Genomic DNA, 14,706 nt, shown 5'->3' on the forward strand with positions numbered 1-14,706 from the left:
CACCCAGAGTGACGGACGAAGCGGCGTACCGTCCACAGAATGTGTCCGTACGCTGACTTAACGTACGGACCGGCCCCCTGGAAAGCACCCCCGCGCGCCGGTCACCGTGGCCCCATGAGCACAACCGCACCCCAATTCACCGCCACCGTACGCACGTTCGCCCAGCTCCTGTCGTCCACCCGCCGCGGAGCCCGCCTCGCCCGCCTACTCGCCGCCGAACAGCTCCGCGCCTGGGACGTGTCACCCGACGTAATCGAACGCGCCGAACAGATCGTCGCGGAACTCGCCGCCAACGCGGCCCTGCACGGCAGCGTCCGGGGACGCGACTTCCGCCTCGCCCTCACCCTCGACACCGAGACGGGCATCCTCCGCATCGCCGTCACCGACGCACGCGGAGACCAACTCCCCTCACCATGCACAGACTCCGGGGATGCGCTGGTCGGCGAATCCGGCCGCGGCCTGCTCCTGGTCGCCACCCTCGCCGACCGCTGGGGCACGGACCCGTACCCGCCCGCCGGCAAGACGGTCTGGGCGGAGTGCGACGCCAAGGCCCCAGCCTCAAGCCCGGTCGCCACGCGGTGACGCACAGATGCGCGGCCTCTCCGGCACGACCCCATCCCCGCGGGTGCGGGGAGCAGCAGGTTCGCCAGATCTCCACGTCGGTGGTGCCGGGACCACCCCCGCGGGTGCGGGGAGCAGAACCTCCGCGACCCGCAGCGGATCGCGGATGCGGGACCATCCCCGCGGGTGCGGGGAGCAGCACCCGGGAGAACGGCGGCCCGAACCTGTTGGGGGACCATCCCCGCGGGTGCGGGGAGCAGCTGGGCGGGCGGCTGGCCCGGGTCCAGCCACTGGGACCATCCCCGCGGGTGCGGGGAGCAGGTCCCGGCTGTGTGCCCCGTTACGGCTCCAGCGGGTTGAGGGGGCTGACTCCCGTACCTGCGTACAGGTCGGGTTTCAGGGACAGCAGCGTGGCGTCGTCGCCGGCCTGCTGTCCCACGAGTGCGGCGGCTGCGGGGTGCAGGATCCGCCAGTCCGCCTGCCGCCATGTCCCGGCCACCAGGGCCTGGGCATGGGTGAAGTCGGCGACGGTCGTGAAGCGGCGGCTCAGGATGTGCTGGCCCGCACCAGGCTTCTCGCGCTCGGCGACCGTGGCGGACAGGGCGGGGATCACGATCTCGGCGTAGCCGTAGCTGGCCTCGACGTAGAGGCCGTTGAGGAATTCGTCGCCCTCGGCGAGGGCCTGGATGCAGGTGTGGTCGAGCAGGACGCGGATCACGCGGCGTGGCGCTCCCGTCCGAGGCTCTGCAAGAAGGCGCGTGCTCGGGTGCGTGCCTCGTCGGAGACATTCACACCGGTCGTCCGCCGGATCTCCTCAAGGGCCTGCTGCGCCCGTTGTTCCTTCTCCCCCTCAGTGAGCTCACGGGCCACCAGTTCGGCCAGGAGATCGTTCATGGTGGTGCCGCGTTCGCCGGCCAGAACCTTGAGGCGGTCGCGGACGTCCTTGGTGGTCTTGATGCTGGTGTCCTGTTCTCCCATGGCGAGCATTCTACCGCCAGTAGAACGACCGGGCTGCGGAATGCAGCCGATCGGTCGTCAGACGGCGACCACGTGCACATCCGTCGGTGCGAGGGCCGTCAGGCAGGCGTGGACGTCCACCGGGTCGGCGATTAGGACCACCGCGCTGATGTGCCGGGCCGCCGCCGGCGCCACCCAGGCGTCCACCGCGTCCGGCCGCTTCTTCGTCGGCAGGGCCGCCCGCCGCAGAGCGGCGCCGATGCTCCGCAGTCCGCGATGTCCAGGTCTGTCGCGCGATCCTCACCTTGCGGTCCGCGAGTGCAATGAGCATGCCGTGTCGTGGAGCCGCACCCGTGGGCTCACAGGGCGTGTCCCGGACGGCGGACGTGCCGGTCCCGTCCGTGAGTAAGGCCCAGGGCCTCCTCGGCCTCGTGGCGTTCCTGCTCGGTCAGTTCCGGGGCCGGTTCCTGCGCGACCAGCTTTTGGGCGCTCGCCCTGATCTCGTCGAGATCGTCCTCGTCGAAAATCTCGTCCCTCACCTCGTCCCAGGAGTGGAACGTGTCCATTGCTCACTCTCCTTCGCGCCGTTGTTCCAGGTGAGTCAGCCACTGTGTGTAGCGCACCTCGCCAGCGGAATCGACCGGCGGTACCAATCTGACCGTTGCGCCGCGCACCGCTGCGGGCGCCCGGTCTTGCCGACCGGATAACGATCAACGTCGAGCCTGGCAACGAGCACACGCCTCGGCACGACTGCAACTCCCAGTCATCGTCCGGCGCGTGGCCCCTCAGTCGCCCGAAGTCGCCTTCAGGGCCAGCCAGAGTTCCATCCGTACGTCCGGGTCGTCCAGGCTGCGGCCGAGGATCTCCTCCACTCGGCGCATGCGGTAGCGGAGGGTGTGGCGGTGGACGCCGAGGTCGGCGGCTGCGGCGTCCCACTGGCCGTGGCGGGAGAGCCAGGCCCGCAGGGAGGCCACCAGGTCGCCGCGGCCGGTCGCGTCGTGGTCGCGCAGCGCGCGCAGCAGGCCGTCGGCGAACGCCTGCACGGCGTCGTCGGCCAGCAGCGGCAGCATCGACCCGGCCGCCAGCTGCTCGTGCTCCACGCACACCCGGCCCCGCCGCCGCGCCACCGACAGTGCCTGCTCGGCCTGCTTGTACGCCACCGTGGCCGCGGTCGGCCCGGCCGGGGCCGACAGGCCGACGACCAGTTCGTGACCGTCGGCCGGCCGGTCCCCCGCTCCCGCCGCCCGTTCGCGCGCCGTCTCCAGCGTCGCCGCGTACCGGGCGCAGGCGGCGACCGCCGCGCCCCCGTCCGTGGCCAGCACCACCAGCCGGTCCCCCTCGGGCACCGCCAGCACGGCCTCCCCGGCGCGGGCCGCCGCCGACTCCACGACCTCGGCGAGCGCGGCCGGCGGGTCGCCGTCCGTGCCGTCCGCGGATGCGGTGGCGGTGCCCCGGGCGGCCGGTGTACGCGCGGCCGGCTCGCCGGCCGCCCGCGCGGCCGACGCGGAGGCGCACTCGGCGACGATGATCCGGAAGGGGGCGTCCAGCAGCCCGCCGTACAGGTCGCCGGCGACGGTGCGCGCGTGCTCGGGCTCCCCCGCGAGCAGCATGCGCAGTACCGCCGTGCCGATGCGTTGTTCGGCGGCGTGCAGGGAGCGGGAGCGTTCCGTGGTCAGGGTCAGCAGCGCGATCGCCGAGTGGACGGCGTACCGCTCGGCGGTGCCGGGGGCGGCGGCGGTGCCCACCGCCAGCGCGGCCCGCGGGCGCCGCCCGGTGCCCAGGGAGTGCAGTTCGACGCGGTCCTCGTGGTCCGGCCCGCCCACCACCGAGGACGCGGGCGCCGGCCGCTCCCGCAGCCGTTCCACGTCCGCCCTGAGCCGCGCCGCCCTGCGGCCCGCCCACTCCGGCGCGGCGGCCACGACGGCGCCCGAGGCGTCGTACAGCGCCGCCCAGCCGTCGACCTGCGAGGCGAGCGCGGCGAGCAGCCCCTCCGGGCCGTCCGTCAGGGCTTGCTTCGTCAGCTCGCGCTGCGCGGCGAACCCCGCCGTCACCGCCCGGTACTGCTCGGCCGCGATCGCCGCGGAGACGGCCTTGCTGATGGCGATGAAGGGCGTGCGGCGCGGCACCTCCAGCAGCGGCAGTCCCTCCGCCCGCGCCGCGTCGACGAGGGCCTCGGGGATCTCGTCGTAGTTGACGCCGATGGCGAAGCCGAGCCCGACGACGCCGGCGCCGGCCAGTCGCCGCACGTACCGCCGCATCGTCTCGCCGTCCTCGGCGTCCAGCTTGAGCGCGGTGGTCAGCAGCAGCTCCCCGCCCTCCATGTACGGCACGGGGTCGGCGAGCTCGCTGACGTGCGCCCAGCGGACGGGCACGTCCAGGCGGTCCTCGCCCGCGCGCACGGTCAGCTTCAGCGCCGAGTGGTGGACGAGCGAGGCGAGCGTCGGGGGCATGAGGCCCTTCAGGGTCGGGGAGGACGGCCGGTCGGGGAGGACGGCGCGATCCAGGTGATCACTTGGCCGTCGCGTACAGACGGCCTGTGTCGATTCTGCCTCACCGTACGGTCGACCGGCCTCCCGTTCGTACGGTCGACCGGTCTCCTCGTACGGCCGGAACTCAGCCCCTCAGATCCACCAGCAGCGGCGGTGCGTGCTCGCCCTTCACCGTGGTCAGCGACAGCACCGCGTGGCCCGGCGGGACCCCGTGGGCGAGTTCGGACGCCGACCACCGCTCCCGCTCGACCTGGCGCACGGTCACGGCCCGCGCGGTGGGCGCCTTGCCGGTGATCACCCGGCGCAGCATGTGCACCGCCTTGCCGGCCGGGGTCTCGGCGATGATCTGCCGGTCGGTGACGTCGCGGGCCTCGGTCCACTCCTTGCCCCACACCTCGGCGAAGTCCTGCCCGTCCCAGGGGGTCAGTCCGGACAGCGCCATCCGGCAGCCGGTCGCGCCGAGCAGCGGCCCGCGCAGGGGACGGGGTACGTCGTCCAGGGTCCGCAACGTCAGCACGACGCCCGCGTTCGCCGACCGCAGCCGCTGGATGCCGCGCACCGCCTCGGGGGTCACGACGCCCGCCGCGTCGTCCAGCAGCAGGCAGGCGAACAGCGACCGGTCCTCCCGTACCGCGACGCTCGCCGTGAACTGCGCGAGCACCAGCCGCGCCAGCATCCGGGAGGCGTCGGCGTGCCCGCGCTCGGGCAGGTCGATGCGCACCCGCACCGGGTGGTCGAGGGCCTTGAGGGAGAACGGACGGGACTGCCCGGAGGTGTCGAAGAACCCGGCGAAGGCGGGCCGGTCGAGCAGTGCGACCCGGTCGGCGAGGACGCCGGCCACGTCGCCCGGGTGCCCCGCCTGCCGCTGCCGCGCGTCCAGTTCACGCAGCAGCGAGTCCTGCCCGGAGGCCTCCAGTGCCGTGCGCAGTTCGCCCAGCGGGCCGGGGGCCGCGTCGAGCAGCTGCCGCAGCTCCGGTACGGAGGGGAAGCGGCCGTGGACGGCCCGGAACGGGCCGAGCAGCTGCACCAGCACGGTCGTCGACCGGCGGCTGTCGCTGCCGGGGTGCGGGTCGGCGAGGTCTCCGACGAGCGCCTCGGCGAGCACCGCGGCGGCCTCGTCGGGGTCGGTGGTCCCGCCGTACAGGTCGAGGTCGTAGACGGAGTCGGGCTGCCCGACGCGTACGACGACGTCGTAGGCGTCGGCCGGTCCGAGGCCCGCGCCCGCGGCGCCGACCACGACGACGGCGGCCCGACCGGCGAGCGCGTGCAGGCACAGCGACTCGGCGAGCGGCCGCACCAGGGTGCCGGTCTTGCCGGAGCCGGCCGGGCCGACCGCGAGCAGGGAGGTGCCGAGCAGGTCGGGGCCGAGGCCGAGGCCGGCCCCGCGGTAGGCGTAGGGGTTGCGGGGGTCGTCGGCGGCGGCGCCGAGCCGCACCTGCCCGGTCAGCAGGTCGTGCCGGGCGAGCCGGGCGGGCAGGTCACGTTCCCCGGAGGGGTGCAGGCAGGCGGCGGCGCCCTCCTGGAGCACCGCGCCGGTGAACGCGGCGAGGCTGTGCCGGCCGCTGCGCACGCCCTGCCAGGCGCGGGTGATGCGGGCGTGGTCGACGTCCCGCATCAGGCCCGCCCTGGCCTCCGCGGCGAGCCGCTCGGCGGCGTCGACGGCTCCGGCGGCGCGCAGCTGGGGCCACTCGGCGGGGTCCTGCTCGGGGACGGGAGGGCGTTCGGTGCGCGGGGCGGCGGCCGGGCGCCAGGCGGGCGGTCCGTAGCGGCGCCAGATCTCGCCCCAGCGGCCGAGGCGGCCCACGCCGACCATGATGACCAGGGCGATGACCACGTAGTAGGCGTAGACGACCACGACCGCGGCGAAGCTGTGCGGCTGGGCCCAGGAGTCCGGGATCATCGCCCAGAGCGGCAGCAGCCACCAGTCGCCGAGGTAGCCGTTCCACAGCAGGGACCAGACCAGCCAGCCGACGAGGAAGGCGATCAGCGCCCCGCTCAGCAGCTGGCGTGCGGGGGTGAGCTCCGGTTCCTCCTGCGGCCGCGGCCGGTGCCCGAACCGCCACACGCCGGGCGGCGCCTCGGGCCGCGGGGCCCGCAGCCAGGCCAGGAACGCCTGCCCGTCCGGCCGCGGCGGCATGCCCGGCGCCGCGGGAGGCCGCGGCGGCATCGCCGGAACCTCCGGCGGACCTGCCGGACGCGGCACAGGGTTCGCATGCGTGCCCCGCGCGTCCTGCGTCCCGTCGCTGTCCATCGCCCTCGCTCCCCGACCAGCCGTTTGGTGCTCCATCAGCGGTCAATCTAACGCCCCGGCAAGGGGAGTTCACCGATTGCGCGGCCGAGGGGACGGGCCGGGCCGGGCCGGGGGCGGGCGGGCACCCCGGACGGGGACGGTCCGCGGGCCGCCGGGTGGGCCGCTGGGTGGCCGCCAGGGAACCGCCGGACGACCACCGGACGAGCACCGGACGAGCGCCGGACGACCACCGGAGGACCACCGGACGAGCACCGGAAGACCGCCGGCCACCCCCACGACCACCCGCTATGGCCACCGCGGACAATCCGCCGTTCCTACAACGCCCACATGGAGCATGCCCACCCCCCGCTCACCGTCCTAGCCTGCGAGGAAAGAGTTCGTAAGGCCGTAAAACCCCACAGGAGCCCCCATGAGCGCACTTCCGCAGGAGCGCCGCCTCGTCACCGCCGTCCCCGGTCCGAAGTCGCAGGAACTGCAGGCCCGCCGGGTCGCCGCGGTGGCGCAGGGCGTGGGCTCCACGCTGCCCGTCTTCGCCGCGCGGGCCGACGGCGGCATCATCGAGGACGTCGACGGCAACCGGTTCATCGACTTCGGCTCGGGCATCGCGGTGACGACCGTCGGCGCCTCCGCCGAGGCCGTCGTACGCCGGGCGTCCGCGCAGCTCGCGGACTTCACCCACACCTGTTTCATGGTCACCCCGTACGAGGGCTACGTGGCGGTCGCCGAGGCCCTCGCCGAGCTCACGCCGGGTGACCACGCCAAGAAGTCCGCCCTGTTCAACTCCGGCGCCGAAGCCGTCGAGAACGCGGTGAAGATCGCGCGTGCGTACACCAAGCGCCCGGCGGTCGTCGTCTTCGACCACGGCTACCACGGCCGGACCAACCTGACGATGGCGCTGACGGCGAAGAACATGCCGTACAAGCAGGGCTTCGGCCCGTTCGCGCCCGAGGTCTACCGCGTGCCGGTCGCCTACGCCTACCGCTGGCCGACCGGTCCGCAGAACGCCGGCCCCGAGGCCGCCGCGCAGGCCATCGACCAGATCACCAAGCAGATCGGCGCGCACAACGTCGCCGCGATCATCATCGAGCCGGTGCTCGGCGAGGGCGGCTTCATCGAGCCGGCCAAGGGCTTCCTGCCCGCGATCCGCCAGTTCGCCTCGGACAACGGCATCGTCTTCGTCGCGGACGAGATCCAGTCCGGCTTCTGCCGCACCGGCCAGTGGTTCGCCTGCGAGGACGAGGGCATCGTCCCCGACCTGATCACGACGGCCAAGGGCATCGCGGGCGGTCTGCCGCTCTCCGCCGTGACCGGCCGCGCCGAGATCATGGACGCCGCGCACGCGGGCGGCCTCGGCGGCACCTACGGCGGCAACCCCGTCGCCTGCGCCGGCGCGATCGGTGCGATCGAGACGATGAAGGAGCTGGACCTCAACGCCAAGGCGAAGAACATCGAGGCGATCATGAAGGGCCGCCTCACCGCCATGGCCGAGAAGTTCGACATCATCGGCGACGTCCGGGGCCGCGGCGCCATGATCGCCATCGAGCTGGTCAAGGACCGCACCACCAAGGAGCCGAACCCCGAGGCGGCCGGCGCGCTCGCCAAGGCCTGCCACGCCGAGGGCCTGCTCGTCCTCACCTGCGGCACCTACGGCAACGTGCTGCGTTTCCTGCCCCCGCTGGTGATCGGCGAGGACCTGCTGAACGAGGGCCTCGACATCATCGAGCAGGCTCTCGCGGGCGTCTGAGAGCAGGCTCCCGCAGCCGTCCGCGGGCAGGCTCCCGCAGGCTCAGCGGGCAGGCTCCCGCAGGCATCTGAGCGCCCGCCCGCACAGCTGATCCCAGGGCTGGGGCGGCCAACGGCAGAGCGTGTGAAGAACGTGTGCGAGGTGGATGTCGGGGTGCGATTCCGTCTGTCGTCGCCCCCGGCACTGCCGTAGGTTCTACGCAGATGAGAGAAACACCCCGTCCGCAGGGGACTGCGGACGAACTCAGGCCGGGGCCTCCCCAGCTTCGACCTGGTCGTGCCCTCGCGCACACAACCGGGGCCTCTGGCTCCGGATCTCCTCACCGGTCGGACAGTCGCCCGCCCCAAACCCCCCGGGGTGGGCGTCCATCCGATCCGATCGGCCGCTCCGGAACGACCCCCCCTGTTCCGGGGCGGCCGGCCTCCTTCCTCTCCTTCCTCCTTCTCGGGCTCCCCGCTCTCCTCTTCGCGCTGATCACCTGGCAGGTCGTGGCCGACGGCCCGCTGGTGCGCGTGGACGAGCGGGTCAGCCGCGTTCTGGTACACCCGGACCGCGTCTCGGAACTGCTGTCCGACCTCGGCGGTGTCGGGGTGGCGCTCCCGGTCCTCGCCCTCGTGCTGGCCGATGCGGCCCGGCGCGGCCGTCGGGCGGGTGCCCGGCGCTGGTGGCTGCCGCCGCTCGCCGCGGCCCTCGTCATGGCACTGGTGCCGGCGCTGGTCGTCCCGCTCAAGGAGTTCACCGCCCGCCCGGGCACCCCGGCCGTGCCGCCGGGCACCGGCTACTACCCCTCCGGCCACACGGCGACCGCCGCCGTCGCCTACGGCGCGGCGGCGGTGCTCCTGCTGCCCTGGCTGGCTTCGGCGGCCGCCCGCCGCGTGGTCGTCGTCACCTGCGCCGCCGTCAATCTCGCCGTCGCCTTCGGCCTGGTCCGCCGCGGCTACCACTGGCCGCTGGACGTCCTGGCCAGCTGGTGCCTCGGCACGGTGCTGCTGACCTGCCTGACGCTGGTGGTCTCCCGCTGGGCGCGGGAGACCACAGGCCGAGATCGCTAACTGTCGAAGCCCAGGCCCAGCCGGTCCATCGTCCGCAGCCACAGGTTGCGCCGCCCGTCGCGCGCGTCGGCGCGGGCCAGGGACCACTTGGTGAGCGCGATGCCGGTCCAGGCGAAGGGCTCGGGCGGGAAGGGCAGCGGCTTCTTGCGGACCATCTCCAGCGAGGTGCGCTCGGTGGTCTCCCCCGCCAGCAGGTCCAGCATCACCTCGGCGCCGAACCGGGTCGCGCCCACGCCGAGGCCCGTGTAGCCCGCGGCGTACGCCACCTTCCCCCGGTGCGCGGTGCCGAAGAACGCCGAGAAGCGCGAGCAGGTGTCGATCGCGCCGCCCCACGCGTGCGTGAAGCGGACCCCCTCCAGCTGCGGGAAGCAGGTGAAGAAGTGTTCGGCGAGCTTGGCGTAGGTCTCCGGGCGGTCGTCGTACTCGGCGCGCACCCGGCCGCCGTAGGGGTAGACCGCGTCGTAGCCGCCCCACAGGACGCGGTTGTCGGCGGACAGCCGGAAGTAGTGGAACTGGTTGGCGCTGTCCCCGAGGCCCTGGCGGTTCTTCCAGCCGACCGACGCGAGCTGCTCGTCGGTCAGCGGCTCGGTCATCAGCGCGTAGTCGTAGACCGGGACGGTGTACGGGCGCACCCGCCGGACCAGGCTCGGGAAGACGTTCGTGCCGAGCGCGACCTTGCGGGCGCGCACGCGGCCGTAGGGGGTGCGTACGGCCAGGCCGGCGCCGTACGGCTTGAGGTCGAGCGCGGGCGTGTGCTCGTGCACCCGGACGCCGAGCCGCAGGCAGGCCCGCTTCAGGCCCCAGGCGAGCCGGGCCGGGTTGACCATGGCCACGCCCTTGCGGTCGTGCAGGCCGGCCTGGAAGGTCGGCGAGTCGACGTGACCGCGCACCGCCTCGGCGTCCAGGAACTCGACGCCGTCGGCGAGGCCGCGGCGCTCCATCTCCTCGTACCAGTCGCGCAGCTCCCACGCCTGGTACGTCTCGGTGGCGACGTCGATCTCGCCGGTGCGCTCGAAGTCGCAGTCGATCCCGTACCGGGCGACCGCGGCCTCGATCTCGTCGAGGTTGCGGGCGCCCAGCTCCTCCAGCTTGTGGATCTCGTCCGGCCAGCGGGTCAGCCCGTTGGCCAGGCCGTGGGTGAGGGAGGCGGCGCAGAAGCCGCCGTTGCGGCCGGAGGCGGCCCAGCCCACCTCGCGGCCTTCCAGCAGGACGACGTCCCGCCCGGGGTCGCGCTCCTTGGCGATCAGCGCGGTCCACAGTCCGCTGTACCCGCCGCCGACGACCAGCAGGTCGCAGGTCTCGGCGCCGGTGAGGGCGGGCTCGGGACGGGGCTTGCCGGGGTCGTCCAGCCAGTACGGGACCGGCTGGATGTCGGAGAGTGCTCTTGTCCAACGGCTCATGGCGCTCGGGGCCATGATTTTCAACTCCCTACAGGGTTGCGGTGGATCACGCCTTCTGCTTGTTGCGGCGGTTGCCGACGACCATCGAGGCCAGGACGAGCAGTACGGCGATGAGGAACATGGCCGTGCCGATGACGTTGATCTGGACGGGCGTACCGCGCTGCGCCGAACCCCAGACGAACATGGGGAAGGTGACGGTCGAGCCGGCGTTGAAGTTGGTGATGATGAAATCGTCGAAGGAGAGCGCGAAGGCGAGCAGGGCGCCCGCCGCGATGCCCGGGGCCGCGATGGGCAGCGTGACCCGCAGGAACGTCTGCACCGGACCGGCGTAGAGGTCCTGGGCCGCCTGCTCCAGCCGCGGGTCCATCGACATCACGCGCGCCTTCACCGCCGTCACCACGAAACTCAGGCAGAACATGATGTGGGCGATCAGGATCGTCCAGAAGCCCAGCTGGGCGCCCATGTTGAGGAACAGGGTGAGCAGCGAGGCGGCCATGACGACCTCGGGCATCGCCATCGGCAGGAAGATCAGCGAGTTCACCGCGCCGCGCGCCCGGAAGCGGTGGCGGACCAGCGCGAAGGCGATCATCGTGCCGAGGATCGTGGCGCCGACCGTCGCCCAGAACGCGATCTGGAGGCTGAGCGACAGCGAGCCGCACATGTCGGCGACTCCGCACGGGTCCTTCCAGGCGTCCGTGGAGAACTGCTGCCACTCGTAGTTGAAGCGCCCCTTCGGCTTGTTGAAGGAGAACACCGTCACGATGACGTTCGGCAGCAGCAGGTACCCGAGGGTCAGCAGTCCCGCGATGACGACGAGGTGGCGCTTGAGCCAGTTGACGAAGGCCATTTAAACCAGATCCTCCGTGCCGGACTTGCGGATGTAGAACGTGACCATGATGAGGATCGCGGCCATCAGGATGAACGACAGCGCCGCCGCCGTCGGGTAGTCCAGGATCCGCAGGAACTGGGTCTGGATGACGTTGCCGACCATGCGGGTGTCGGTCGAGCCGAGCAGGTCCGCGTTGACGTAGTCGCCGGCCGCCGGGATGAAGGTCAGCAGCGTGCCGGAGACCACGCCCGGCATCGACAGCGGGAAGGTGACCTTGCGGAACGTGGTGGCCGGGCGTGCGTACAGGTCGCCCGCCGCCTCGTGCAGCCGTCCGTCGATGCGCTCCAGCGAGGTGTACAGCGGCAGGATCATGAACGGCAGGAAGTTGTACGTCAGACCGCACACCACCGCGAGCGGGGTGGCGAGCACCCGGTCGCCGGCCGTCATGCCGAGCCAGTTGGTGACGCTCAGGATGTGCAGCGAGTCCAGGGCGCCGACCACCGGGCCGCTGTCCGCGAGGATGGTCTTCCAGGCGAGCGTGCGGATCAGGAAGCTGGTGAAGAACGGCGCGATCACCAGGACCATGATCAGATTGCGCCAGCGGCCCGCGCGGAACGCGATCAGGTAGGCCAGCGGGTAACCGAGGATCAGGCACAGGATCGTCGCCGAGCCGGCGTACAGCACCGAGCGCAGGAACTGCGGCCAGTACTCGGACAGCGCGTCCCAGTAGGTCGCGAAGTGCCAGGTGACCTGGTAGCCCTTTTCCAGGGAGCCCGTCTGCACGGACGTGGACGCCTGGTAGACCATCGGCAGCGCGAAGAAGACCAGCAGCCACAGGATGCCGGGCAGCAGCAGCCAGTACGGCACCAGGCGGCCCCGCTTGCGCGGGGGCTTCTTCGCGGGGGTGACGGGGGCGAGCGGCGGAGGTGCCTCCGCCTCGGTGATCGTCGTCATCAGGCCGCCTCTTCCTCGACGGTCTCGACTCCGGCGTCGATGTCCTGCGTGGCGTCCAGGCCGAAGGTGTGGGCCGGGTTCCAGTGCAGGACGACCTCGGCGCCGGGCGCGAGCCGGGGGTCGCGGTCGATGTTCTGGACGTAGACCTCGAAGTCGGGGCAGACCGGGCTGTCGATGACGAACTGCGTGGAGACGCCGATGAAGCTGGAGTCGGCGATCGTGCCGGTGATCCGGTTGCGGCCGGCGGGTATCTCTCCGGCGTCCGCGGCGGGGACCAGCGAGATCTTCTCCGGGCGTACGCCGACCAGCACCTTGCCGCCGGTCGTGGTGGGCGCCGAACAGCGCGTCCCGGGCAGCACGAGCTTGCCGCCGCCGGCCCTCAGGACGATGTCGTCGCCGCTGATGGTGTCGACCTCGGCCTGGATGAGGTTGGAGGTGCCGAGGAAGTTGGCGACGAAGGTCGTCTGCGGGTTCTCGTACAGGTCGGCCGGCGAGCCGAGCTGCTCCACGCGGCCCCCGTTCATCACGGCGACGGTGTCGGCCATGGTCATGGCCTCCTCCTGGTCGTGCGTGACGTGGATGAAGGTGATGCCGACCTCGGTCTGGATCCGCTTGAGCTCCAGCTGCATCTGGCGGCGCAGCTTCAGGTCGAGGGCGCCGAGGGGCTCGTCGAGCAGGAGCACCTTGGGGTGGTTGATCAGCGCGCGGGCCACGGCGACGCGCTGCTGCTGGCCGCCGGAGAGCTGGTGCGGCTTCTTGCGGGCCTGCTCGCCGAGCTGGACGAGCTCCAGCATCTCCTCGACCTGCTTCTTCACCGACTTGATGCCGCGCCGGCGCAGACCGAAGGCGACGTTCTCGAAGATGTCGAGGTGCGGGAAGAGGGCGTAGGACTGGAAGACCGTGTTGACCGGCCGCTTGTAGGGCGGCAGGTGCGACACGTCCTGGTCGCCGAGGTGGACGGTGCCCGTGGTGGGCTCCTCCAGGCCGGCGATCATGCGCAGGGTGGTGGTCTTGCCGCAGCCGGAGGCGCCGAGCAGGGCGAAGAAGGAGCCCTGCGGCACGGTCAGGTCGAGCGGGTGGACGGCGGTGAAGGAGCCGTAGGTCTTGCTGACGCCCGTCAGTCGGACGTCGCCGCCGGTGTCGTTCTTGTTCGTCACGGTGATCACGCCCCAGTCAGCTTCGCGAACTTCTGTTCAAACTCGGTCTCTTCCTTCGAGCTCAGCGAGCGGAAGGCGCGGGACTTGGCGGCCGTGGCCTTGTCCGGAAGGATCAGCGGGTTGTCCGCCGCCGTCTTGTCGATCTTGGTGAGGTAGGGCTTCACACCGTCGACCGGGGACACGTAGTTGACGTAGGCGGCGAGCGCCGCGGCCTGCTCGGGCTCGTAGTAGAAGTCGATGAGCCGCTCGGCGTTGGTCTTGTGACGCGCCTTGTTCGGGATCAGCATGTTGTCCGTCGACGTCATGTAGCCGCTGTCCGGGATGATGAAGTCGACGTCCGGGCTGTCCGCCTTGAGCTGGACGATGTCCCCGCCCCAGGCCACACAGGCCGCCAGGTCGCCCTTGGTGAGGTCGGACGTGTAGTCGTTGCCGGTGAAGCGGCGGATCTGCCCCTTGTCGACGGCCTTCTGCAGCCGGGCGATCACCTTGTCGTAGTCGTCGGCGGTGAACTTCCCCGGGTCGATGCCCATGTCCAGCATGGTCATGCCCACGCTGTCGCGCATTTCCGACAGGAAGCCGACGCGGCCCTTGAGCTTGGGGTTGTCGAGCAGGTCGGAGATCGACTTGACCTCGATGCCGTCGAGCGCCTTCTTGTTGAACGCGACGACGGTGGATATGCCCTGCCAGACGTAGCTGTAGGCGCGGCCGGGGTCCCAGTCGGGGCTGCGGAACTGCGGCGACAGGTTGGCGTAGGCGTGCGGCAGGTTGGACGGGTCCAGTTTCTGGACCCAGCCGAGGCGGATCAGGCGGGCCGCGAGCCAGTCGGTGAGCACGATGATGTCGCGCCCGGTGTCCTGGCCGGCCGCCAGCTGCGGCTTGATCTTGCCGAAGAACTCGACGTTGTCGTTGATGTCCTCGGTGTACTTGACCTTGATGCCGGTGCGTTTGGTGAACAGGTCCAGCGTGGGGTGGTGCTTCTCGCTGTCGTCCACGTCGATGTACTCGGTCCAGTTGGAGAAGTTGACGATCTTCTCCTTGGCCGAGTGGTCCTCCGCGGAGACGCCGCCCTTGGTGTTGCCCGCCGCGGGGATCCCGCAGGCGCTGAGTGCCCCGAGACCGCCGACCGCGAGCGCGCCGCCCGCGGAGGCGCGCAGCAGCGAACGGCGGGTGAGGGAGGCCCTGCCGTTGCGGAAGCTGCGCCGCATGGCGGCCACCTGGGCCGGGGACAGGCGGTCGGGCTCGTACTGCTCCATGCGCGTGGTGCCCTTTCGGGAGGGTGAGGGGCCGCGGGTGAGGCGGCCGGTTCTGCTGT

Annotated in this window: 14 protein-coding genes and 1 CRISPR repeat array; of the genes, 3 read left to right on the forward strand and 11 right to left on the reverse strand. The window is 71.9% G+C overall.

Translation table 11 applies throughout. From position 1 onward, the window contains the following. Positions 1-114 precede the first annotated feature (114 nt). Entirely contained in the window at positions 115-582 is a 468-nt protein-coding gene (locus ACH4ZX_RS15970) for an ATP-binding protein (RefSeq protein ID WP_398272536.1), read from the forward strand. Positions 583-609: 27 nt separating this feature from the next. Next, a CRISPR array of direct repeats spans positions 610-882; the repeat unit is 29 nt; unit sequence GGGACCATCCCCGCGGGTGCGGGGAGCAG. Between the two features lie 19 nt (positions 883-901). On the opposite strand, the gene ACH4ZX_RS15975 is transcribed toward ACH4ZX_RS15970, so the two are convergent. The 6 genes from ACH4ZX_RS15975 to ACH4ZX_RS16000 all read right to left on the reverse strand — a co-directional run bounded on the left by ACH4ZX_RS15975 (position 902) and on the right by ACH4ZX_RS16000 (position 6,258). Next, complete coding sequence (locus ACH4ZX_RS15975) at positions 902-1,279, reverse strand: PIN domain-containing protein (protein WP_398272538.1); 378 nt, start codon at positions 1,277-1,279, stop codon at positions 902-904. Next, positions 1,276-1,539 (reverse strand): hypothetical protein, encoded by a 264-nt coding sequence (locus ACH4ZX_RS15980; RefSeq protein ID WP_398272540.1) that lies wholly within the window; start codon positions 1,537-1,539, stop codon positions 1,276-1,278. The genes ACH4ZX_RS15975 and ACH4ZX_RS15980 overlap by 4 nt, the downstream gene beginning before the upstream one ends. A gap of 57 nt (positions 1,540-1,596) precedes the next feature. After that, complete coding sequence (locus ACH4ZX_RS15985) at positions 1,597-1,725, reverse strand: hypothetical protein (protein WP_398272542.1); 129 nt, start codon at positions 1,723-1,725, stop codon at positions 1,597-1,599. A gap of 152 nt (positions 1,726-1,877) precedes the next feature. Then, complete coding sequence (locus tag ACH4ZX_RS15990) at positions 1,878-2,084, reverse strand: hypothetical protein (protein ID WP_398272544.1); 207 nt, start codon at positions 2,082-2,084, stop codon at positions 1,878-1,880. Between the two features lie 219 nt (positions 2,085-2,303). After that, a complete protein-coding gene (locus ACH4ZX_RS15995; protein WP_398272546.1) occupies positions 2,304-3,968 on the reverse strand; it encodes a PucR family transcriptional regulator in 1,665 nt (554 codons plus the stop codon). A 163-nt stretch (positions 3,969-4,131) separates the two neighbouring features. Continuing rightward, a complete protein-coding gene (locus ACH4ZX_RS16000) occupies positions 4,132-6,258 on the reverse strand; it encodes an ATP-binding protein (protein WP_398272548.1) in 2,127 nt (708 codons plus the stop codon). A gap of 409 nt (positions 6,259-6,667) precedes the next feature. Between ACH4ZX_RS16000 and gabT the strand changes: the two genes are divergently transcribed. Continuing rightward, positions 6,668-8,002, forward strand: a complete 1,335-nt coding sequence (gene gabT / locus ACH4ZX_RS16005; RefSeq protein ID WP_398272550.1) for a 4-aminobutyrate--2-oxoglutarate transaminase — start codon at positions 6,668-6,670, stop codon at positions 8,000-8,002. Between the two features lie 203 nt (positions 8,003-8,205). Next, the gene (locus tag ACH4ZX_RS16010) at positions 8,206-9,054 is read left to right on the forward strand and encodes a phosphatase PAP2 family protein (RefSeq protein ID WP_398272552.1); all 849 of its coding nucleotides are present in this window, start codon (positions 8,206-8,208) and stop codon (positions 9,052-9,054) included. Here the strand turns inward: ACH4ZX_RS16010 and ACH4ZX_RS16015 are convergent. From ACH4ZX_RS16015 to ACH4ZX_RS16035, 5 genes are read right to left on the reverse strand one after another with little or no spacing between them, the layout of a single operon-like run. Further along, entirely contained in the window at positions 9,051-10,469 is a 1,419-nt protein-coding gene (locus ACH4ZX_RS16015; RefSeq protein WP_398272553.1) for an NAD(P)/FAD-dependent oxidoreductase, read from the reverse strand. The genes ACH4ZX_RS16010 and ACH4ZX_RS16015 overlap by 4 nt on opposite strands. 31 nt (positions 10,470-10,500) lie before the next feature. Next, the gene (locus tag ACH4ZX_RS16020; protein WP_398272555.1) at positions 10,501-11,301 is read right to left on the reverse strand and encodes an ABC transporter permease; all 801 of its coding nucleotides are present in this window, start codon (positions 11,299-11,301) and stop codon (positions 10,501-10,503) included. Beyond that, positions 11,302-12,237, reverse strand: coding sequence for an ABC transporter permease (locus tag ACH4ZX_RS16025; protein WP_398272557.1), 936 nt, complete (start codon positions 12,235-12,237; stop codon positions 11,302-11,304). Beyond that, positions 12,237-13,403, reverse strand: coding sequence for an ABC transporter ATP-binding protein (locus ACH4ZX_RS16030; RefSeq protein WP_398272559.1), 1,167 nt, complete (start codon positions 13,401-13,403; stop codon positions 12,237-12,239). Before ACH4ZX_RS16030 ends, ACH4ZX_RS16025 begins: the two co-directional genes overlap by 1 nt. Continuing rightward, on the reverse strand, positions 13,400-14,647 hold the full coding sequence (locus ACH4ZX_RS16035; RefSeq protein WP_398272561.1) for a spermidine/putrescine ABC transporter substrate-binding protein: 1,248 nt from the start codon (positions 14,645-14,647) through the stop codon (positions 13,400-13,402). The genes ACH4ZX_RS16030 and ACH4ZX_RS16035 overlap by 4 nt, the downstream gene beginning before the upstream one ends. Positions 14,648-14,706: the final 59 nt, after the last annotated feature.

Source organism: Streptomyces sp. NPDC020490, from assembly GCF_044335305.1.
GTDB lineage: Bacteria > Actinomycetota > Actinomycetes > Streptomycetales > Streptomycetaceae > Streptomyces.

Bases quoted from the DNA above. Each gene is read 5' to 3' on its own strand.
- ACH4ZX_RS16035 (WP_398272561.1), bottom strand. From the start codon at position 14,647: ATGGAGCAGTACGAGCCCGACCGCCTGTCCCCGGCCCAGGTGGCCGCC.
- ACH4ZX_RS16010 (WP_398272552.1), top strand. From the start codon at position 8,206: ATGAGAGAAACACCCCGTCCGCAGGGGACTGCGGACGAACTCAGGCCG.
- ACH4ZX_RS16025 (WP_398272557.1), bottom strand. From the start codon at position 12,237: ATGACGACGATCACCGAGGCGGAGGCACCTCCGCCGCTCGCCCCCGTC.
- ACH4ZX_RS15990 (WP_398272544.1), bottom strand. From the start codon at position 2,084: ATGGACACGTTCCACTCCTGGGACGAGGTGAGGGACGAGATTTTCGAC.
- ACH4ZX_RS15970 (WP_398272536.1), top strand. From the start codon at position 115: ATGAGCACAACCGCACCCCAATTCACCGCCACCGTACGCACGTTCGCC.
- ACH4ZX_RS15980 (WP_398272540.1), bottom strand. From the start codon at position 1,539: ATGGGAGAACAGGACACCAGCATCAAGACCACCAAGGACGTCCGCGAC.
- ACH4ZX_RS16015 (WP_398272553.1), bottom strand. From the start codon at position 10,469: ATGGCCCCGAGCGCCATGAGCCGTTGGACAAGAGCACTCTCCGACATC.
- ACH4ZX_RS15995 (WP_398272546.1), bottom strand. From the start codon at position 3,968: ATGCCCCCGACGCTCGCCTCGCTCGTCCACCACTCGGCGCTGAAGCTG.
- gabT (WP_398272550.1), top strand. From the start codon at position 6,668: ATGAGCGCACTTCCGCAGGAGCGCCGCCTCGTCACCGCCGTCCCCGGT.
- ACH4ZX_RS16020 (WP_398272555.1), bottom strand. From the start codon at position 11,301: ATGGCCTTCGTCAACTGGCTCAAGCGCCACCTCGTCGTCATCGCGGGA.
- ACH4ZX_RS16000 (WP_398272548.1), bottom strand. From the start codon at position 6,258: ATGGACAGCGACGGGACGCAGGACGCGCGGGGCACGCATGCGAACCCT.